At 30.3% G+C, this 19,239-nt stretch carries 19 protein-coding genes; all 19 read right to left on the minus strand.

Annotated features, from left to right (window positions below; genetic code table 11):
- Nucleotides 1-3: 3 nt before the first annotated feature.
- Nucleotides 4-612 carry an ATP-binding protein gene (locus AJ882_RS01825; RefSeq protein WP_002851464.1) on the minus strand — a complete coding sequence of 203 codons (609 nt, stop codon included), beginning with the start codon at nucleotides 610-612 and terminating at the stop codon, nucleotides 4-6.
- The gene (gene mshL, locus AJ882_RS01830; protein WP_002856543.1) at nucleotides 605-2,017 is read right to left on the minus strand and encodes a pilus (MSHA type) biogenesis protein MshL; all 1,413 of its coding nucleotides are present in this window, start codon (nucleotides 2,015-2,017) and stop codon (nucleotides 605-607) included. The genes AJ882_RS01825 and mshL overlap by 8 nt, the downstream gene beginning before the upstream one ends.
- The gene (locus AJ882_RS01835) at nucleotides 1,995-2,306 is read right to left on the minus strand and encodes a hypothetical protein (protein ID WP_002855438.1); all 312 of its coding nucleotides are present in this window, start codon (nucleotides 2,304-2,306) and stop codon (nucleotides 1,995-1,997) included. The genes mshL and AJ882_RS01835 overlap by 23 nt, the downstream gene beginning before the upstream one ends.
- A 23-nt stretch (nucleotides 2,307-2,329) precedes the next feature.
- A complete protein-coding gene (gene nifJ, locus AJ882_RS01840; RefSeq protein WP_002877436.1) occupies nucleotides 2,330-5,890 on the minus strand; it encodes a pyruvate:ferredoxin (flavodoxin) oxidoreductase in 3,561 nt (1,186 codons plus the stop codon).
- A 92-nt stretch (nucleotides 5,891-5,982) separates the two neighbouring features.
- On the minus strand, nucleotides 5,983-6,624 hold the full coding sequence (locus tag AJ882_RS01845; RefSeq protein WP_002867242.1) for an HAD family hydrolase: 642 nt from the start codon (nucleotides 6,622-6,624) through the stop codon (nucleotides 5,983-5,985).
- A complete protein-coding gene (cadF, locus tag AJ882_RS01850) occupies nucleotides 6,624-7,583 on the minus strand; it encodes a fibronectin-binding outer membrane protein CadF (protein WP_002867241.1) in 960 nt (319 codons plus the stop codon). The genes AJ882_RS01845 and cadF overlap by 1 nt, the downstream gene beginning before the upstream one ends.
- A gap of 124 nt (nucleotides 7,584-7,707) precedes the next feature.
- Nucleotides 7,708-8,097, minus strand: a complete 390-nt coding sequence (gene rpsI / locus AJ882_RS01855; RefSeq protein WP_002851459.1) for a 30S ribosomal protein S9 — start codon at nucleotides 8,095-8,097, stop codon at nucleotides 7,708-7,710.
- Between the two features lie 2 nt (nucleotides 8,098-8,099).
- Nucleotides 8,100-8,525, minus strand: a complete 426-nt coding sequence (gene rplM / locus AJ882_RS01860; RefSeq protein ID WP_002779321.1) for a 50S ribosomal protein L13 — start codon at nucleotides 8,523-8,525, stop codon at nucleotides 8,100-8,102.
- An 83-nt stretch (nucleotides 8,526-8,608) separates the two neighbouring features.
- Nucleotides 8,609-11,374: a RecB-like helicase gene (locus AJ882_RS01865; protein ID WP_070279641.1), complete on the minus strand. Its 2,766-nt coding sequence runs from the start codon at nucleotides 11,372-11,374 to the stop codon at nucleotides 8,609-8,611.
- Nucleotides 11,371-13,737 carry a PD-(D/E)XK nuclease family protein gene (locus AJ882_RS01870; protein ID WP_070279643.1) on the minus strand — a complete coding sequence of 789 codons (2,367 nt, stop codon included), beginning with the start codon at nucleotides 13,735-13,737 and terminating at the stop codon, nucleotides 11,371-11,373. The genes AJ882_RS01865 and AJ882_RS01870 overlap by 4 nt, the downstream gene beginning before the upstream one ends.
- Complete coding sequence (locus tag AJ882_RS01875) at nucleotides 13,734-14,255, minus strand: FixH family protein (protein WP_002851150.1); 522 nt, start codon at nucleotides 14,253-14,255, stop codon at nucleotides 13,734-13,736. Before AJ882_RS01875 ends, AJ882_RS01870 begins: the two co-directional genes overlap by 4 nt.
- Nucleotides 14,242-14,844 carry a hypothetical protein gene (locus AJ882_RS01880; RefSeq protein ID WP_002851454.1) on the minus strand — a complete coding sequence of 201 codons (603 nt, stop codon included), beginning with the start codon at nucleotides 14,842-14,844 and terminating at the stop codon, nucleotides 14,242-14,244. Before AJ882_RS01880 ends, AJ882_RS01875 begins: the two co-directional genes overlap by 14 nt.
- On the minus strand, nucleotides 14,841-14,942 hold the full coding sequence (locus tag AJ882_RS01885) for a hypothetical protein (protein WP_002858872.1): 102 nt from the start codon (nucleotides 14,940-14,942) through the stop codon (nucleotides 14,841-14,843). The genes AJ882_RS01880 and AJ882_RS01885 overlap by 4 nt, the downstream gene beginning before the upstream one ends.
- On the minus strand, nucleotides 14,939-15,160 hold the full coding sequence (locus AJ882_RS01890) for a DUF4006 family protein (protein ID WP_002858873.1): 222 nt from the start codon (nucleotides 15,158-15,160) through the stop codon (nucleotides 14,939-14,941). Before AJ882_RS01890 ends, AJ882_RS01885 begins: the two co-directional genes overlap by 4 nt.
- Entirely contained in the window at nucleotides 15,157-16,020 is an 864-nt protein-coding gene (locus tag AJ882_RS01895) for a cbb3-type cytochrome c oxidase N-terminal domain-containing protein (RefSeq protein WP_002851306.1), read from the minus strand. Before AJ882_RS01895 ends, AJ882_RS01890 begins: the two co-directional genes overlap by 4 nt.
- Nucleotides 16,020-16,283, minus strand: a complete 264-nt coding sequence (locus AJ882_RS01900) for a cytochrome c oxidase, cbb3-type, CcoQ subunit (protein WP_002804842.1) — start codon at nucleotides 16,281-16,283, stop codon at nucleotides 16,020-16,022. Before AJ882_RS01900 ends, AJ882_RS01895 begins: the two co-directional genes overlap by 1 nt.
- Before the next feature lie 4 nt (nucleotides 16,284-16,287).
- A complete protein-coding gene (gene ccoO / locus AJ882_RS01905) occupies nucleotides 16,288-16,953 on the minus strand; it encodes a cytochrome-c oxidase, cbb3-type subunit II (RefSeq protein WP_002851187.1) in 666 nt (221 codons plus the stop codon).
- Nucleotides 16,954-16,965: 12 nt separating this feature from the next.
- On the minus strand, nucleotides 16,966-18,432 hold the full coding sequence (ccoN, locus tag AJ882_RS01910; protein WP_011049990.1) for a cytochrome-c oxidase, cbb3-type subunit I: 1,467 nt from the start codon (nucleotides 18,430-18,432) through the stop codon (nucleotides 16,966-16,968).
- Between the two features lie 125 nt (nucleotides 18,433-18,557).
- Entirely contained in the window at nucleotides 18,558-19,238 is a 681-nt protein-coding gene (gene bumR, locus AJ882_RS01915; RefSeq protein ID WP_002858876.1) for a butyrate response regulator transcription factor BumR, read from the minus strand.
- Between the last annotated feature and the right edge of the window lies 1 nt (nucleotide 19,239).

The raw sequence follows: 19,239 nt of genomic DNA on the forward strand, positions 1-19,239 counted from the left end.
ATCTTACCTTAATAAGCCATTCTCTAAAGCACTAAGCTTTAAAATATACTCTTGACTTTTGTTTTTATCAAAAAAACTATTTATCTCATAAAAACTTTTTAAAGTTTTATCAATATATCTTAAATTTCCTTGAGAAATTTTTTGTAAAAACTTAAGACATTTATTTGAAAAATTCATTCCGAATTTCAATTTAATATAATCATCAAGTTCTAAAAGACTAATATTTTTCAATTTAAAACAAGCACTTAAACGACTTTTAAAATGCTCTTTTTTAAGTATATTTAACTTTTTATGAGAACTTAAAACAAAACTTATAGAATCACTATAAATCCTGATGCTTTCTAGCATTGCATAATCATACATTCCCACTTCATCAAGAATGATTAAACTCTGACCTTGTGAAATCAAAAACTCAATTTTTTCTTTTAAGAAACTCTGATCTTTAAAATTTTCATTAATAAAATCAACATTATATTTTTTTGCCAATCTTTGCAACAATACACTTTTACCACTACCACTTTTTCCCCATAAAAAAATAAAAGCTTTTTGGCTTTCTAAAATTTGATTGATTTGATGAAAAATTTCTTCTCTAAATGGAATAATTTTACTCATAATGCTTAAATCCTAGATCTTTAAGACTTGGAGCATTTACACTATCTACTATACTTGGAGTGATAATAAAAACAATTTCGGTTGCTTTAGAATTTAAAACTTCTCCTTTAAACAAAGAACCTAGGATTGGAATTTTTGATAGAAAATTGATAGAATTTTTCTCATTAGATTTATCGTGAGAAATCAATCCACCTAAAATTAAAGTTTGATTATTCTCTACTTGCACAACACTAGAAAGCTTTTTTTGTATGGTATCAGGAGCAATAGTTCTTGGTTCTTTTTGTCGTTTATTATCTTCTGGATACTTAAAATCACTTAAGCTTGGATTAATCCTGAGCATTATTTTTCCATCATCAGAAATTTCAGGCAAGATATTGAGTAAAATGCCTACAAAAATAGAATAATTGTTATAACTTTCACTAACAGTAGTCCCATTTTCAGTGCCTTTAGAACTTTCTTTAACTTGATAATTTATAGTATCACCTACAGAAATAATGGCTTGTTGGTTATTTAAAGCCATAAGCTTTGGATTAGAAAGCACGCTAGTTTTTCCATTTTGAGAAAGAAAGTTAATAATAGAATCAAAATTTAAATTCGCCCTTAAACCCAAATTCTTAACAAAACCTTGCCCATTTTGAAACTGAATAAAAGAATTTTCATTATTTACTTGCGAATTTAAACCTATATTAAAATTTTGCCAATTAATCCCACTAGAATGGTTTTCATTTAAACTCACAGCAAGTATGCTAACATCGATAATAACTTGTTTTTTAAGACGATTTTCTAGTTTTTGCAAATAATTTTTCACACTTTTTAACTGAGAATTTGTTCCAGTTACTATAATAAGACCTGCATTGGGATTTATAATGGGAGTTTTAGCCTCATAATCTTCATGAGAATTTTTTAATAATACAATAATCTCTTTTTCTATATTTTGCCAAAAATCAAATTTTTCCATACTTTTAATCATATTGTCTTCTGCGTCATCAAAACTACCGCTATATTCACTTTGCCTTGGTTTAGCGTCTACAGACGCTTTAGTTATGCTTTGTCCTTCTCTGATAGAAGTGATATAACTTATCTTAAAAATCTTCGTATTAATGCCTGAAATTCTTAAAATTTTACCATCAAAATCATAGCTAAGATCATGCTCTTTGATAAAAAAATTAAAAATTTCGTCTAAACTCATTTGATGAATATTGACAGAGTTTTGCAATATTTCTAATTTTTCTTTGGCAATTTTATCTTTAACAATAATACTAAAAGAACAATATTTTGCAAGCTCATCAAGACTTTCTTGTATGCTTAATTTTTCATTAATACTGATATCAAAAAGACGCTTTTGACAATCTAAAGCATAAAGATAATGGCAAAAAAGAATGTTAATTAATATTAATCTTATCATTTTTATTTATTTGGATTGCAATTTCTAAATTATCATATTGGAATTTAATCTCTTTAGTATTTATTTCATATATTATAGCATCATCAATCATATCACCTTTTTTATACCATCGATCATAAATTTTTACTTTATCAAGCATAATTGCAGTAATTTTAATATGTCTTAATTTTTCAAAAGTAGGATTCACAAATGGGTTTTGAAGAGTATTAAAATTTATACGATTTTCTTTATCTATAAGTTTAAAATACTCTTCAAAATTATCTTGTGCAAACAAAGTGCTAAAACACAATGTAGCACTAAAAATATATTTTATCAGCTTTCGACCTCATTGCTATAATCAGCCATAGCGATACGCTTAAGCTGTCTATAGCGACGTTGAGCGTCTTTTTTATTGCGTTCAAAAAGCTCAGCAGCGTGTTCAGGATTTGCTTTTTTAAGTGAATTATAACGCACTTCATTCATCAAAAATTGCTCATATAAATCCCAATCAGGTTCTTTTCCTGTTAGAGTTAAAGGATTTTTTCCTTGCTCTTCTAAACGAGGATCAAAGGTATAAAGTGGCCAATAACCACATTTTGTAGCAAGCTCACCTTGCTCTCCTGAGTAACCCAGCCCACCTTTAATACCATGAGCTATACAAGGAGAATAACAAATCACCAAAGATGGTCCATCATAGGCCTCAGCTGCAGTGATAGCTTTGATAAGATGAGTATAATTTGCCGTTGAGTTTACTTGCGCTACAAAAATATAACCATAAGTCATAGCAATTTGACCTAGATCTTTTTTCTGTATAGGTTTGCCTGCTGCTGCAAACTGTGCTACAGCTCCTGTTCTAGAAGATTTTGAACTTTGACCGCCTGTATTAGAATAAACTTCTGTATCAAGCACTAAAATATTTACATTTTCTCCACTTGCTAAAACATGATCAAGTCCGCCATAGCCTATATCATAAGCCCAACCATCACCACCAAAAATCCAGTGAGATTTTTTACTTAAATACTGTTTAAGCTCTAATATATCTTGTACGGCTTTAATATTTTTATTTTGCTCTAAAATAGGGATCATTTTATCTTTAATTTCCACAGACATAGCACCATTGTCTTTATTTGCAATCCAATCTTTAAAAAGAGCTGATAAAGCATTTGGAACTTCTTGCATACTTTCATTCATGATATGTTCAATGCGGTGTCTTGTATTTTCAGTTGCAATTTTCATACCCAAACCAAACTCAGCATTGTCTTCAAAAAGTGAATTTCCCCAAGCAGGACCGTGTCCATTTTTCACACTTTTTCTATAAGGAGTTGATGGAGCTGAACCCCCATAAATAGAACTACAACCTGTCGCATTAGCCACAATCATTCTTTCACCGAACAATCTTGTAATTAAAGTAATATAAGGAGTTTCTCCACATCCAGGACAAGCTCCATGGAATTCAAATAAAGGTTGGGCAAATTGTGCTCCTTTTGTAGTTTCTTTATTTAAAATATCATCTTTGTATGTGATTTCTTTAAATAAATAATCCGCATTTTCTTGCTCACCAAAATCCATCTCTTCTTGAAGTGGTACCATAACCAAAGATTTTTCTTTAGTAGGACACTCATGAACACAAAGCTCACAGCCTGTACAATCAAGTGGAGAAACTTGAATTTTAAAGCTTAATTTTTCTCCTTTGGTTCCTTTAGCTTCTAAAGCATGATCTTTTACACCGCGAGGTGCATTTGCCATTTCTTCATCATTGATCAAAAATGGCCTGATAACAGCATGCGGACAAACTGAAGCACATTGATTACATTGAATACAATTTGCCTCTATCCATCTTGGCACCATAACCCCGACACCGCGTTTTTCATATTCGGTTGTGCCGTGTTCAAAACTTCCATCTTCATAACCTAAAAAGGCTGAAACAGGTAAATCATCACCCTTAGCTGCGTTCATAGGTTTTACGATTTTTTCAACAAATTCAGTGCCTTTATAGGCATTGGTTTGTTCTTTTTCTTTAAGCTCTAAATTTTTCCAATTTGGATCCACTTCAACTTTTACAAGTCCATCAGCACCCACATCAATAGCTTTGTAATTCATTTCTACAATAGCATCGCCTTTTTTACTATAAGATTTATACGCAAGCTCTTTCATGTATTTTTGTGCGTCTTCATAAGGAATGATTTTTGCAAGTTTGAAAAAAGCTGATTGCATAATGGTATTTGTACGATTTCCCAAACCTATATCACGAGCTAGTTTGGTTGCATTGATGATATAAAAATTTACTTCTTTTTCAGCTAAAGTTTTCTTTACTGCATCTGGAAGTTGTCTTATGGTTTCTTCAGCATTCCAAATACTATTTAAAAGGAAAGTTCCTCCTTTACGAATTCCTGCTAAAACATCATAAATTTCCAAATAAGCCGCTACCGAACAAGCGATAAAATGCGGAGTTGAAACAAGATAAGTTGAACGGATAGGTTTTTTAGAAAATCTTAAATGGCTTCTTGTATAACCCCCTGATTTTTTAGAATCATAAGCAAAATAAGCTTGAGCGTAAAAATCCGTTTTATCCCCGATAATTTTAATCGAGTTTTTATTTGCACCCACAGTTCCATCAGCACCAAGTCCGTAAAATAAACATTCGATCGTACTTTCATCTCCAAGTGAAATTTTCTCTCCAGTACTCAGTGAAGTATGAGTTACATCATCAACTATACCTACAGTAAAGCCATCTTTTGGATTATCAAGTTTAAGATTTTCAAATACTGCTATCATTTGAGCAGGATCAACATCCTTTGAAGAAAGTCCGTATCTTCCACCTACTATAACAGGAGCATTTTCTCTTCCATAGAAAGCTGATTTTACATCAAGATAAAGTGGCTCCCCAAGACTTCCTGGTTCTTTGGTTCTATCTAAAACTGCGATTTTTTTCACTGATTTTGGCATAACATCAAAGAAATATTTTAAACTAAATGGACGATAAAGATAAACTTTTAAAATCCCTACCTTTTCACCCTTGGCATTAAGATAGTCCACCACTTCTTCAAGTGCTTGAGTTACAGAACCCATAGCAACAATCACACGCTCTGGCTCTTTGTGACCATAATAAGTAAATGGTTTGTATTCTCTACCTGTAATTTTTGAAATTTCTTGCATATATTCATTAACAACATCAGGCAAAGCATCATAAAAACGATTGCTTACTTCTCTAGTTTGAAAATAAATATCATCATTTTGTGCTGTTCCGCGTGTTTTTGGATTTTCTGGATTTAAAGCATTATTTCTAAATTCAAGCAAAGCTTCTCTATCTAATAATCTATCAAAATGCGCATAATCCATCACTTCAACTTTTTGAATTTCATGGCTTGTTCTAAAACCATCAAAAAAATGCAAAAATGGCACTCTTCCCTTAATTGCAGCTAAATGTGCTACACCAGCTAAGTCCATGGTTTCTTGCACAGAATGCGAACAAAGCATAGCAAAACCAATTTGTCTTGCCGCATAAATATCTTGATGATCGCCAAAGATAGACAAAGCTTGAGCAGCCAAAGAACGCGCTGCTACATGGATTACACAGGGGAGCAATTGACCTGCTATTTTATACATATTTGGAATTTTAAGGAGTAATCCTTGAGAAGCTGTATAAGTTGTAGTTAAAGCTCCAGCCTGTAAAGATCCATGCACACTACCTGCAGCACCTGCTTCACTTTGCATTTCTACGATTTTTACAGGAACTCCAAAAAGATTTTTTTTACCTGCAGCTGCCCACATATCGGTGTAATCAGCCATAGGAGAACTAGGTGTAATAGGATAAATTCCAGCAACTTCAGTAAAAGCATACGCAGCGTATGCAGCAGCCTCATTTCCGTCCATAGTTTTCATAATTTTACCCATTGAGACCTTCCTTTATATTGATAATTTTTATAATTTTTTAGCTACCAATTTACTATAAATTCTCTTAAAAGGCGTTTAACGAAAACTTGAAATTAGTTTAATCTAGCTATATAATTAACAGCCTCATATGCGTTTAAAAATACCATAGAATGGGTTTTTAATTCATTTTCATTGCCATAGCCACAAGTTAAGGCTAAAGGAGTGATATTAGCAGAAATTGCAGCTTGAATATCTAATATTGTATCGCCTATCATATAGGCATTTTCTTGAGTTTTATTGAGTCTTTTTAAGGCTAAAATTATAGGTTCGGAACTTGGCTTTGGATTTGTGACATCTTCAAGAGTAATTAAAGTTTTAAAGAATTTTTTAACTCCCAAATAATCAAGCAGAATCGGAGTAAATTTACCTCCTTTTGTTGTAACTATACCAAGATCTGCAATTTCGCTTCCAAGTTCTAATGCTTCTTTTGCTTTAGGCAAAAGAGTGGTTTGTTCTAAATAAATTTGTGCATAAATTTCACGATAAGCTAATACAAATTCTTTACTTAAATTTACTTTATCTGGATAAAGCATTCTAAACATTTGCTCTAAAGGATAACCTATGAGATTTTTGATTTCTTCATTATTTTTAGAAGTTAATCCAAGGGCTTTAAAAACTCCTTGGAAAGAATTTAAAATAGCATCAGTAGAATCAATTAAAGTGCCATCTAAATCAAATAAAATAGTTTTATTCATTATCTTAAAATAAATTTAGCATCCACTCTTCTATTATCCGCTCTACCTTCTTTAGTGTCATTGCTTGAGCGAGGATTATCTTGACCATAACCTACTGTTTTGATGCGACTTTTTTCTACACCATATTTTTCAAGTTCATTAGCAACACTTTTAGCACGTCTTTCAGAAAGCTTTTGATTATAAGCTCTTGAACCGATATTATCTGTATGTCCTTCAAGAATAGTATCATATCTTTCATTTTCATCTAAAACTTTTGCAATTTCTTTGATTTTTTCTTGAAAAGTTGGATTTATAGTAGTTTTATCAAAACCAAAATGACCTTCCAAAGAAATAGTTTTTTCGCAACCATTTTCATCTAACAAAGCACCTTCTCTTGGTTCAACAGGACATTTTACTTGTGGAGTTGCACGAGTATCAGCAACTTCTTCTACAGCTTTTTCCTTTTTGCCACCAAAACCAAAACTAATACCTAAAGTTGAAACCCAATTATGGTTTGCATGATTGAAATTAATTTGATCTCTAGTTTCAAGTCTTAAAGCCAAAGAATCACTAAGACGGAATTTTACACCCGCGCCATAATGTCCAAATCCACCGCTTTTATTATCATAAGCAGCATTTGAAAAATCCTCATATCCTCCACCTGCTAAACCATAGAAATAAAATTTCTCACCTACATCAATACCTTTAATAGCACTCAAATAAGTTCTTGTAATATCTGTAGTTTTATTTGTATTTGTATATTTAACATCAGAATAATGCTCTAACCCAAATTCTAATTGATCAAGCCAAAAATCGTCAAAATGATAACCAAGTCTAATCCCTGGTGCATAACGATTATCCATATCTAAATTACCTTCAAAGTAATTATGGTTTAAAGTTGGAGTGATTTCAAATTTTACATTGTTATCAGCACCAAATAAAACACTTGCCAAACCTAAACATAAGAATATTTTTTTCATAGAAAAAACCTTTCATTGTGTTATAAAATAAAAATTTAAATTTTGCAATTATAACATAAATGATAGAAAAAAGGATGAGTTTTATAAAAAATTGTAGAAAGGTGGGAAAATCCCACCAAAAATATTAACGTTTAGAGAATTGTGGGCTTCTTCTTGCTTTGCGGCGTCCATATTTTTTACGCTCAACAGTTCTACTATCTCTAGTAAGAAGTCCTTTAGGTTTTAATAAGGCTCTAAAATCAGCATCCATAGCTGCTAAAGCTCTTGAAATTCCATGTCTTAAAGCTTCAGCTTGAGCACTATAGCCCCCGCCTAAAGTAGTTGCTTTAATATCCATTGAAGTTTCTTGTTTAGTCACAAGTAAAGGTTGAACCACTTTAAGCTTAATCGCCTCGTGTCCACCAAGCCAAGTGTTTAAATCAACACCATTAACACTAATTTTACCACTACCTGGTTTTACCCATACCTTTGCGATAGCAGTTTTTCTCTTACCTGTTGCGTATGTTGTTGCCATGATTATTTTCCTTCTTTAGCAATTTGTGCAGTGTGTGGGTGCTCACTACCCGCATAGATTTTTAATTTTTTAAGCATAGCTCTGCCCAAATTTGTTTTAGGAAGCATACCTCTAACTGCTAATTTATATAATTTTGCAGGATTTTTTTCAAGTAAATCACCAAATTTTTCGCTTTTTACACTTCCAAAATATCCTGAATGTCTATGATAAAGCTTATCTTCTGCTTTATTAGCACCTGTAAATACAGCTTTTGAAGCATTGATGATAATTACATAATCACCACAATCAACATTTGGAGTAAAGCAAGGTTTGTTTTTACCTCTCAAAATTGTTGCTACTTCAGTTAAAAGACGACCAAAGCGTTTGCCTTCTGCGTCTAAAACAATCCATTCTCGTTTTACTTCGTTTGGCTTTGTTATCTTTGTCATAATTTTTACCTTTGCCAAAAATTTAAAATGTGATTGTATAAAAAATAATATTAATTTTTACTTAATTTAAGTAAAAATAAAGTTTATATTTCCAAAATTTGAATTTCATTTTCCAAACAATAAACTATAAAAGCACGCACTTTATCTTTTTGCAAAATTTCACTAATGGCGATCTTATAAGTTCCTACCTGCTCTTTATGTTTATCTTGCATAGCAAGACCTGTTTTATAATCAATTATAAAAGCTTCTTCATCTTTTAAAGCAAGCAAGTCTAATTGTTTAATTTCTCCATTAAAACTCAAAGCTTGTTCTTTTAAAAGCTTTCCATCACCAATCAAATTTTGAAATTGAATATTTTTAAGTAAAATTTCAATTCTTTTAAAAAGCTTTTCAAAATCACTCTCATCTAAAAAATGTCTAAATTTACTCTTGCATCTTTGAGTAAGTATTTGAAAATTTTCACCCTTAGGAAGTTTTAAATTTTGCATAAAAAAGTGAAAAGCATTTCCAAAATATAGTTCTTTACTATCAAGCCTTTCTTCGCTTTGAATTTCTTGCAAGGTAATTTTTTCAAATTTTTGCAAAGTTTGAATGCTTTCTTTTTTAACGCTTAAAATTTGTTCTTTGCTTTCTAAAAAACCTCTCTCTTGAGAATGTATATTTAAAAATCCCCCCTTAAAATAACTTGGATAATTTCCATTTACACTTTCTTCATTTCTTTTTATGATGATCAAACTTTCCTTAGCTCTTGTAAAAGCCACATAAAGTTTATTAATATCATCTTCATAATTTGCTCTTGTAATATTTTCTTTAAAAAGAGTATAAATAGGCTCTTTAGTAAGCTCTCGAATTTTATCTTTAATATGGAGTTGCCAACCTTGATTGATATCATATTCAAGCATGATATCTTCATTGTTTGAATTGTTTTTAGATAAACTATCAAGTAAAATCACATGATCAAATTCCAAACCCTTAGATTTATGCACACTCATAATACTAATTCCCATATTTTGTTCGCTTACTATTTTCAAAGCACAAGGCTCAAATAAAAGCTTTAAAAAATTCTCCTTAGTTTTAGCATATTCGATAAATTGTATTAAAGCGATATCATTTAAATCAAGTTTTAATTCTTTTATTAAAAAAAGTACATTTTCCATAGCATTTTTTGAAAAATCAAGGGTAATTTTTCTGGGCTCAAAACCTAAAAGTTCCTTTAAAAATACCAAGTAAAACTCATCACCAAAAATACAATATTTAGCATATTCTAAAACAAGTCTTACACTTGCTTTATTTTCAAGCAAAACATTACTTTGAGTAAATGCAGGAATATTTTGCTCTCTTAAAAAATCCAAAACCATATCTGCATCGCTATTTTTCCAACACAAAATACAAATATCATCATAAGAAATATTTTTAGATCTTAAAAAATTAATTTGCTCAAATAAAGTTTCTAAAGTCTTTTCCTTAATTTCTTGGGCTTGGTTTTTAACCTTTTGTTCCTTAGACTCCACAATACGCACAAAACCGCCTTTTTTACTTTCTAAGGCAAATTGTTCTTTATAATCTTTGATTTTTTCTTTAAAAGTTTCATTAACAAAATCAACCAAAAGCTCTTTAGAACGATAATTAGTATTTAAATTATCACTTTTAATTTGACTAAATTCTTGTTTTAACAAATCAAATAATTCTTTTTTTCCTTTACGAAAGCGATAAATACTTTGTTTTTTATCTCCTACATAAAAAAAAGTGCGATTTTTCTTAACCCCTTCTCCTGAAACAAGCTCAGCGATCAAAGGGCGTAAAATTTGATATTGGATCACGCTTGTATCTTGAAATTCATCAATAAGCAAATGCGAAATAAAACCATCTAAACGAAAATAAATCATATCCTTAAATTCACTGGTTATTAACTCATAAACTTTTTTACTCACATCTTGGAAATTTAAGGTATTTTTATCTTTATGAAATATATTTTTAGCTTCACTATAATGATTTAAAAGATTCATTAAATTAGCAATTTTATAATTTTCAAGCTCTATGACATAGGTATTTAAAGCATTTATAAACTCCATTCTTTTTGCACTAAAATGCAAGTTAGTACTTTCTAAATCTTGTAAATATTTTGTACTTTCAAATTTTGTCATAAAACTTGATTGCATAAACACGGATAAATCTAAAACTTCACTTTTGAAATTGTCACACAAATTTTTATAATTTTTTACATGAGTAAGACCCAAACAATAACTTCTTAACTCACTATAAGCTTTATTGATATAAGCTTTAGTTGGATTTAGAATTTTAGGACGATTTTGAAAATAAGCATTCTCATAAAATTTTTCAAGCTCGTTAAAAAAATTTTCTTTCTCATCAACTAAATTAATATAATAAGCCAAATCTTTTAATTCATCTTTTTTAAGAAGTTTTAAAAAAATCTCTCTTACATCAAGCCTCTCTTCACTCATTGTAAAATCACTACTTAAGCCCAAATTTAAAGCAAAAACACGCAAAATTTTTCCGAAAAAAGCATCAAAAGTACTGATTTTTAACTCTGTTCTTAAAAATTCTTCTTTTTTAGCATCTCTTAAAGAAATAAGCTCTTCTTTATCTTTACCTAAAAGCTTGCAAAGTTCATTGCATTCACTGGTTTTATTTTCTTTTTCTAAGTTTAAAAAAGTCTCAATAATTCTTTTTTGCATTTCATTAGCAGCTTTTTTGGTAAAAGTCAAAGCTAAAATTTCATTAATCCTAGCTCCTTTTAAAATAAGTGCTACAAAACGCACACTCAGGGCAAAGGTTTTTCCGCTTCCTGCACTCGCTTCTAATGCCAAAAAAGGCTCAAATTGACTCATTTTAATTCCTTTTTATAAATGAGTTTATAAGGACAATACTCATCTTGTTCATTTTCAAACTCTATTTCTTCCTTACTCATAAGAACTAAATCTTTAAGTCTTTCTCTTAGCTCATCTAAACTTTTGGCTTTTTGATGCAATATTTGCATACTATTTAAATCATAAAAACCCACGCTTGCATTTTTATCATATAAAGCTTGGTAAAAAGCAAGTTGATAAGAATTACTTGGCACTTTTCCACTTTTATAATCAATAATCAAATTACCTTCTTTTGAACTATCGATACGATCTATAGTACCCTTAAATTTTATACTATCTGTTCCGAGCTTTAAAATATTGTTTAACTCAAGCTCTGTATGTACGACATAAAAGCCTTTTGAAAAATGCTCTTTTTCATTTTTAGCAAATTGTATAAATTTTAATTTAAATACTTCAAGATCAAGTTCACTGATATTGTATTTTTGATATTCTTTATCCAATAAATTTGCAAAAACTTTTATATCAAAATCATTATTTGCATAATTTTTATAATAAATTTCAAGCATTTTATGGATAAAATTTCCTTGATTTTTCGCTTTGCTTTCCTCGCTTAAAACCCTAGGTTCTGCTAAATTTAAAATATAACGATAATAATAAGTTCTTTTTTGATTTTCCAATAAATTAAAACGACTAAAAGAAAGCGGAAACTCGAAAGGATTATGCTTTAAAATAGGAGCTTTTATAGGAGTTAGATTAGGTTTTATGCCTTCATAGTCTAATTTTAAAGCATTAAGATAAGCTTTTTGGTGGATATGAGTTTCATAAAAAAAGTCAAAATCAAGTTCATCTAAAAAACGTGATTTGCTTTTTTCTTCATTTTCCACAAAGCAAATACTTACTTCTAAAGCATTCTTCATCAAGCTTTCATAATAAAATCTTTGTAAATTTTCTCTTCTATCATAGCTAATCAATCCTGCTTTTTTACGCACTTCATTGTTTAAAAAAAGCTCATTAACACTTCTTTTAGGAATAAATTCTTCATTAAAATCAACCAAAATCACTCCATCAAAACAAAGCCCACGACTTTCTAAAAGTCCCATTACCGTAACCTTACCTCCACCTACATCACTAAGGGAAAGTTGTGAAATTTGCATGAAAAAAAGATGGATCAACTCTTTAAGAGTTAAAGACTGATTTTTCAATAAATCTTTAATAAAATAAAGTTCTTTTCGTATCAAATACATAAGCTCTTGCTTTTCATTTTCTAAAAACAAAGCAAGTAATTTTTCAAAATATTCAAAATCACATTTCTCATCAAAATACTTTTTAAACTCTATAAAATCAAGTTTTAAAGAATGTAAAAGCGTATTGTGATAATCAAAAATCATCTGCGTGTCTTCAAAATAATCCTCTTGATTTTTATAGACAAAAGAAGCACTACTAGCACTTTCATAAAGTGCTTGAAATTTTTGATAAAACAAACTCTCTTTAATACTAATTCCACTTGCAAAGTTAAGCATATTGTCTTTATCAAAAAGTCTTAAAAACTCACAAAAACTTTCATCTGGAGTTATAACTGCAATATTTTCAGGCTTTAAACCTTTGCGTACAAAATGTGAAATTTCATCCATAACAAAAGCACATTGCAAAGCCCTTAATTCAAAAGATTTGAGTTTCATTTTTGAATTTTTTGTTTTAAAAATTTCTTCTTTTAAGATCTCTTGTTTTGAAAGATTGATTTCATAATGAGTGTTTATTTTTAAATCAAATATTTTTAAAAAATCAAGTTTTAAAAGATATTCAAGATTAAATTTACTCGTTTTAAAACTTAAAACCACTTCTTTAATCTGAGAAATTTCACTTAATAAATTTTCTTCAAATTTACTTAAAAAACCTTGCAAATCATAAACTATAGCTTCATACTCATCTAAAAAATCTTTATTAAGAGTGTAATTTTTAGGTAAAGAAAGATCATCATAAAAAGAATTCTTTTCAAGCAAAGCAAGATAATTCTTATATACCTCATCTAAAATTTCCAAATGTTCATTATAGGTGGCATAATAATCATTGTTTTTAAGATCTTCTATGCTTTTTTTTTCCAAACTCAGTTCTTTAAAAAAAGAAAAAAGATATTCGTTATTTTTCAAAAAAGCAAAAAATTCTACCGAAATTCCTAGTTTTTTTTCTAAATCCTTACTTTTTAGACAAGCTTCTTGCATTAAAAGCAAACTTTCATAAGAACTTGCTTTATGAAAATTGCTCAAACAAACTTTATCTAAAAATTCACCTATATGAATAGCACTATCTAATAAAGCATTTTGCTGTTTTTTTTGATTATAATATTCTCTAATTTGCCTTGAAGAGCTAAAAATTCTTAATTTCATTGAGCATTTAATTCGTAGCTAAAAAAACCCACTGTTTCTTGATTTGCATAAAACTTTAGCTTAAGCTCCCATCTACCTTTATCTAATTTAGGTAAAGCGATACTTAAAATTCCATTTTTAACTTGTCCTTCTAACTTTTGATCAAAATTTTTAGTGAATGGTCTTGTAAGAAGAACTTGAACTTTTAAATCATTAGAATTTATATTTTGTAATGCAGAAATTTTAAAATTTGCAACATAGGAATTTTGATCCACTTCATAACTAGGAATTTTTCTTTTACCTATAAAAGTGATTTTATCATTTTGAAAATTTACTTTAAAAAATTTATCAAAATTTACTTGTTGTTTTTGTATTTGATTGTAATTATTTTCAACATTTTGATAAGAGTCAAAATAAAAATCATCCTCATACACAGGATGGTGACTTGCTATAAAAATCGTTACAATACAAGCAATAATTATAGCCAAAAGTGAAAGCAAAATACCATAAGGCCAAAAACTTTTTTTAGTTTCTAACATTTTTTTTCCTCTTTATTCTTCTTTGTGCATAGTATAACAATGCAAAGCAAATAAATCCATAGATAAGTATTCTTAAAATATTGATAGTATCACGATTTGCATTACCTATAGAATGTTCTAATTGTAATCCCAAGGATTTTGCCACACGATCTACAATATCTGCATAACCATTAAGTATAGCAGCATTATAAATATCACCTTTATTTGTAGCTAATATCGGCAAAATAGATCCTGTTCCAGGATAAGGACTAAGCACAGCTTCTTTATCAATCAAAGCTAAAGCACCTTTTGAGCCCACTATATCAACTTTGTGAGAATTTTTTGACAAAAGAAGCAATATATAAGATTGAGGAAGTTCTTTTTGTTTATTTAATAAAGTTTCAATTTCAGTTTTATCACCAACCATAACGCCGATAAAAATATTACTTTTTTGGTAAAGCTCTTTTCCTATAAGATTAATCTCGTTACTTACTTTTTGACTTAAAATATTTTCATTAAAAAGTACAGCATCAAGAGCAAAAACCCTAGAAGGCAATAAAACAAAGAAGAAGATAGCTAAAAAAAAGCCATCTTGTAATATTTTTTTCATCCTATATGAAGATGATTTACGGTCAAAACCGACCAAGCGGTGATTGCAGCAGCAACAACTAAACCAATAACAATTAAATATTCCAAAGCCTTACTCATTGTGCTTCCTTTATACTTCTATGATCTTGTTCTTTTGAACCAAACATCTTTACACTTTGTACATCTTTAAGACTATATGGCTTTTGCATCACTTCTTGCTGAGCTTTAAGACCCCAAATAGTTAAAACTGCTAAGATAGCAAGCAACAAAACCGTAGCAATTAACATACCTGTAACACCTGAAAGAGAAAACACGCATCTATTATTATTTTCCATCATTCACCCCTTGAAAGAGAAATTACATACTCGCCAACAGCTTCTTTTTGAATATCATTAAGTGTTGGAAAACTCGGCATTGTTCCTATAAAACCAGCCTTACCACTATGTAAAACATCTACTACAAAAGCTGCAGAACCGTATTTTGTAAGATCTGGGAACATTCCATCTTGACCTTTTCCATCTTCTCCATGGCATGCTGCACAAGTTGCATAAGCTTCTTTACCTTTTGCTACTAAATTTTCATTTGCAGTTTTCTTAATAGCTGAAAGATCTTTTGCTACATAAGCAGCAATAGCAGGAATATCTTCTTCTGCTACACCTAAATCAGCAGCACCAAGCATTTCTCCACCTGGAAAATTCATACCTTTTGAACCATGTTTAATTACATTGATTATACCTTCTTCACTACCCCAAATATTTAAATTTTGAGCTTTACCATTGATACCATCTCCTGTAATTCCATGACAAGCCGAACACTGAACTAAAAAGATATTTTGACCCATTGCTATTTTATCTTCAGGAGATAAATTTTTAAATTTTTCTTCAAATTTTGTATTATGAGTTGCTACTTCTTCATTATATTGACCTATACTTGAAAAAGAATTTAAAGGATATCCCCATAGAAAATACCAAATAGCCCAAACAATAGTCAGGAAAAATACCACAGCCCAACCAGTAGGAACAGCATTTTTATACTCTCCTATTCCATCCCAACTATGTTCACTAAGCTCTGACTCGCCTTTTTTTTCTTTCATTTGCTTAAACATTCTACCCACAATAACCAGTGTGATTAAAATGATAAGAATAGCTCCAATTAAAGATAAGAGATTAACATTATCTTCTAAATTTAACCATTGCATTAAGCACTCCTTTTACTTTCTAATACACTATCATCAATATCATCTTTTAAGGCAAGGTTTGCATAATTTTCATAATTTCTCTCGCCTTTTTTTTCTGTTCTATATAAATGATACAAATACGCATATAATACTATTGACAAAAACATCACGAGTGCAAAAAAACCATAACCTTGGAAAATCTCCCACTCATGTTTTTGAACTGTTGCTAAATCAAATGTGATTAAATTTTTAATCACATCAAAAACTATTGATAAATGTTCCATCATCTTACTTTAAACTATTTAAATAAGCGATCAAAGCAACTATTTCTTTGATTTCACCTTTAGCAAAAGCATCTTTTACTTCTTGATTTTTCATTTGATCAACTATAGCCTGAGCTTCAGCTTTTACTTCAGCTTGTGCATCCTCCCAAGAACCAAGTTTTGTTCCATTTTCTGCATCATAAGGAACATTGAAAACTTTTTTCACAGTTAAAGCCTCAGCATAAGCAGTTTCAATATCTGCATTATTTTTAAACATATGCTTATATGAAGGCATAATAGAATCTGGAACAACAGAAGTAGGATCCCACATATGATTTTCATGCCAATCAGCCGTTCTATAATTTCCTACACGAGCAAGATCAGGTCCTGTTCTTTTTGAGCCCCAAAGAAAAGGTCTATCATAAGCAAATTCACCACTTACAGAATACATACCATAACGATCTGTTTCTGATTTAAATGGACGAATAAGCTGTGAATGACAAGCATTACAACTATCTTTAATATATACTGCACGCCCTGCAAGTTGTAAAACCGTATAAGGTTTTTTACCTTCAATTGGTCTTGCATTTTCTGCAAAATTTGGTAAAACTTCAACTATGCCTGCATAAGCAATCACTACAAAAACAGCTACAGCAAAAAAGAATGGATTTTTTTCTAACCAACTAAACATATTTTCTCCTTTTTATGCTGCTATAGGCGAAGCGCTTTTTGGTTCTTTATCAAGCACTCTTCCACAAGCAATTGTTTTGTAAATATTATAAGTAAACATAAAGAAACCGATAAGATACAACAATCCACCAATCGCTCTAATCCAATAATAAGGAACAATAGCCACAACAGTATCAATAAAGCTATAAAGCAAGTTACCATACTCATCTGTCGCTCTCCACATCATACCTTGAGTAATACCCGCAATCCACATTGAAGCAAAATAAAGAACTATACCTGTGGTTTGGATCCAAAATTGAGCTTCCATTAAAGATTTGCTATAAAGCTCTCTTTTGAAAACTCTAGGAGTCATATGATAAAGCGCAGCCATAGTCATAAATCCTACCCAACCTAATGTTCCATCATGAACATGTCCTGGAATCCAATCTGTAAAGTGTGCTAAAGCATTAACAGATTTAATTGAAAGAATTGGCCCTTCAAGTGTTGAGAACATATAGAAAGTTGATGCCAAAATCATAAATTTAATCAACGGACTCTCGCGAAGCTGACTCCACTCACCTTTCATAGTAAGCAAGATATTAATCGCTGAACCCCAAGAAGGTAAAATCAATACTACAGAGAAAACCGAACCCATAGTTTGCATCCAATCAGGTACAGTTGAATAAATCAAATGGTGACCACCTGCCCAAAGATAAACAAACATTAAGCCCCAAAATGCAAATAAAGAGAGTTTATAAGAGAAAATCGGCTGACCACTTTCTTTTGGCAAGAAGTAATAAATTTGAGCAATAATACCCACAGTAAATACAAATGCCACAGCATTATGTCCATACCACCATTGTACTAAAGCATCATTTGTTCCTGCATACATTGATACACTATGCCACCATTTACCCATTCCAGTAACAAAATAAGTTGGTACTTCCATGTTGTTAAAAAGATAAAGCATAGCTATACCTAAAAATGTAGCTATATAATACCATAGAGAAATATAAAGGGTTTTTTCACGGCGAATTCCAATAAGTCCAAAAATACTTACACCCCATAAAACCCAAACAAGAACAACAAGAATATCTAAAGGCCACTCAAGCTCTGCATATTCTTTAGATGTAGTCACACCCATAAACAAAGATATAACAGCTAAAACCATAGTAAGCATATAAAGCCAAAAATGAAGCTTACCAACAGCCATTAAAAATCTTGACTCAGCCATACTCACTTTAAGAACACGCTGACCTATATAATACCAAGTTGCCCAAATCCCTGAAAGCATAAAACCAAAAATCACACCCGAAGTATGAAGTGGTCTAAGTCTTGAAAAAGTGGCATATTCTCCTGCTAAATAGTTTAAATTAGGATATGCCATTTGAAAAGCTATAAGAGTTCCTATAGCCATACCAACAATGCCAAACAATATGGTCGCAAACATAAAATATCTTGTAACCGTATAGTCGTAATTTAATACATTACCTGGATGCATCGACTTTCTCCTTAAAATTTTTGATAACAAGAGAATATTATAGAATATTAATTATACATTTTTTCTTAAAAACAACAATTTTGTTAATCATTTGTTATGCTTTATATTTTAAGGTTAAATCAGTCTTATTTATTGATATTTATCTTATAACCTAAACTTGGCACATTTTTTATAAAATCTTCACCCACTTTATCTCTTACTCTTTTTATAAAAGTTCTAACAGCAGTATCGCTCACATGTTCACCTATCCAAACATTTTTCTTAATATCTTCATGCAAAACCAAAGCCCCAGGTTGCTTTAAAAGCAAAGAAATAAAAGCCAATTCTTTTTTAGTTAAAACAATTTCTTCACCACTGTAAATTAAAGTTCGTTTAGTTTTGTTAAATTGATATTCTTCAGAAATTTTTACAAGCATATTTGCTTCAATTTTTTCACCTATCAGATAATCTAAAACTTTAAACAACTCTTCTATATCAACAGGTTTAATCAAATATTTATCTATACCAATATCAATAGAACGCAAAAGTCTCTCTTTCTCTGAATACGCACTAAGAACAACAATTGGAACATCATCTGAAATTTCTTTAATCTCTCTTGCCATATCCAGTCCATCCATAATAGGCATAGCAATATCTGTGATAACTAAATCTGGCTTAAATTTTTTAAATTTTTTAAGCCCCTCATCTCCATTTTGAGCTCCGATTACTTTACTAAAGCGTTCGCTTAATATATTAATCATTGATTCTCTAGCCTTAACCTCATCTTCAACTACTAATATTATCAATTCTTTACATTCTTGTGACATT

This window comes from Campylobacter sp. BCW_6461 (assembly GCF_001762735.1).
In the GTDB taxonomy this organism is placed as follows: domain Bacteria; phylum Campylobacterota; class Campylobacteria; order Campylobacterales; family Campylobacteraceae; genus Campylobacter_D; species Campylobacter_D jejuni.

Excerpts from the sequence above, each read along its gene's own strand:
- AJ882_RS01825 (WP_002851464.1), bottom strand. The coding sequence starts at position 612 with ATGAGTAAAATTATTCCATTTAGAGAAGAAATTTTTCATCAAATCAAT.
- mshL (WP_002856543.1), bottom strand. The coding sequence starts at position 2,017 with ATGATAAGATTAATATTAATTAACATTCTTTTTTGCCATTATCTTTAT.
- nifJ (WP_002877436.1), bottom strand. The coding sequence starts at position 5,890 with ATGGGTAAAATTATGAAAACTATGGACGGAAATGAGGCTGCTGCATAC.
- AJ882_RS01845 (WP_002867242.1), bottom strand. The coding sequence starts at position 6,624 with ATGAATAAAACTATTTTATTTGATTTAGATGGCACTTTAATTGATTCT.
- cadF (WP_002867241.1), bottom strand. The coding sequence starts at position 7,583 with ATGAAAAAAATATTCTTATGTTTAGGTTTGGCAAGTGTTTTATTTGGT.
- rpsI (WP_002851459.1), bottom strand. The coding sequence starts at position 8,097 with ATGGCAACAACATACGCAACAGGTAAGAGAAAAACTGCTATCGCAAAG.
- rplM (WP_002779321.1), bottom strand. The coding sequence starts at position 8,525 with ATGACAAAGATAACAAAGCCAAACGAAGTAAAACGAGAATGGATTGTT.
- AJ882_RS01865 (WP_070279641.1), bottom strand. The coding sequence starts at position 11,374 with ATGAGTCAATTTGAGCCTTTTTTGGCATTAGAAGCGAGTGCAGGAAGC.
- AJ882_RS01870 (WP_070279643.1), bottom strand. The coding sequence starts at position 13,737 with ATGAAATTAAGAATTTTTAGCTCTTCAAGGCAAATTAGAGAATATTAT.
- AJ882_RS01875 (WP_002851150.1), bottom strand. The coding sequence starts at position 14,255 with ATGTTAGAAACTAAAAAAAGTTTTTGGCCTTATGGTATTTTGCTTTCA.
- AJ882_RS01880 (WP_002851454.1), bottom strand. The coding sequence starts at position 14,844 with ATGAAAAAAATATTACAAGATGGCTTTTTTTTAGCTATCTTCTTCTTT.
- AJ882_RS01885 (WP_002858872.1), bottom strand. The coding sequence starts at position 14,942 with ATGAGTAAGGCTTTGGAATATTTAATTGTTATTGGTTTAGTTGTTGCT.
- AJ882_RS01890 (WP_002858873.1), bottom strand. The coding sequence starts at position 15,160 with ATGATGGAAAATAATAATAGATGCGTGTTTTCTCTTTCAGGTGTTACA.
- AJ882_RS01895 (WP_002851306.1), bottom strand. The coding sequence starts at position 16,020 with ATGCAATGGTTAAATTTAGAAGATAATGTTAATCTCTTATCTTTAATT.
- AJ882_RS01900 (WP_002804842.1), bottom strand. The coding sequence starts at position 16,283 with ATGGAACATTTATCAATAGTTTTTGATGTGATTAAAAATTTAATCACA.
- ccoO (WP_002851187.1), bottom strand. The coding sequence starts at position 16,953 with ATGTTTAGTTGGTTAGAAAAAAATCCATTCTTTTTTGCTGTAGCTGTT.
- ccoN (WP_011049990.1), bottom strand. The coding sequence starts at position 18,432 with ATGCATCCAGGTAATGTATTAAATTACGACTATACGGTTACAAGATAT.
- bumR (WP_002858876.1), bottom strand. The coding sequence starts at position 19,238 with ATGTCACAAGAATGTAAAGAATTGATAATATTAGTAGTTGAAGATGAG.